The 748-nt window shown below is 76.5% G+C and carries 1 protein-coding gene; it reads left to right on the forward strand.

All coding sequences use genetic code 11. The features are described from left to right. On the forward strand, positions 1-748 hold a 748-nt coding region (selA, locus tag A5714_RS11955), incomplete at both ends, for an L-seryl-tRNA(Sec) selenium transferase (protein ID WP_068285413.1).

Raw genomic sequence — 748 nt, forward strand, 5'->3', positions numbered from 1 at the left:
ACAGGGGGGCCCGGCCCAGATTGGTGTGCACCACCACGCCGGTCGCGTTGACGACGGGGCGCTGGCCGCCGCGGTGCCCGGCGCCGGCGGCGTGCACGTCGTCAACAACAACGCCGCGGCTTTGGTGCTGGCCGCGCTCGCGCTGGCCCCCGGCAAGGAGATCGTGCTCAGCCGGGGCGAGCTGGTCGAGATCGGGGACGGCTTCCGCATCCCCGAACTGCTGGCCGCCACGGGGTCTCGGCTGCGCGAGGTGGGGACCACCAACCGCACCCACCTGCGCGACTACACCGAGGCCGTCGGCCCCGACACGGGTTTCGTGCTCAAGGTGCACCCGTCGAACTTCCACGTCAGCGGGTTCACCGCCGCCGTCGAGGTCCGGGAGCTGGCCCCGGTGCTCGGCGAGCGGGGCGTGCCGCTGGTGGCCGACATCGGGTCCGGGTTGCTGCAACCGCATCCCGCGCTGCCCGACGAGCCGGACGCCGCGTCGATGCTGCGCGACGGCGCCGACCTGGTCACCGCGAGCGGGGACAAGCTGCTCGGCGGCCCGCAAGCCGGCCTGCTGGTCGGCCGCGCCGACCTGATCGAGCGGCTGCGCCGGCACCCGACCGCGCGCGCCCTGCGCGTCGACAAGCTGACGCTGGCCGCGCTGGAAGCGACGCTGCTGGGCCCGCCGCCGCCGGTGGCGCAGGCGCTGGCCGCCCGGGCGTCGGGCAGCTGCGCGGCCTGGGCCACGGCGCGGGCGCGCAGC

The organism is Mycobacterium sp. E2462 (genome assembly GCF_001672685.1).
GTDB lineage: Bacteria > Actinomycetota > Actinomycetes > Mycobacteriales > Mycobacteriaceae > Mycobacterium.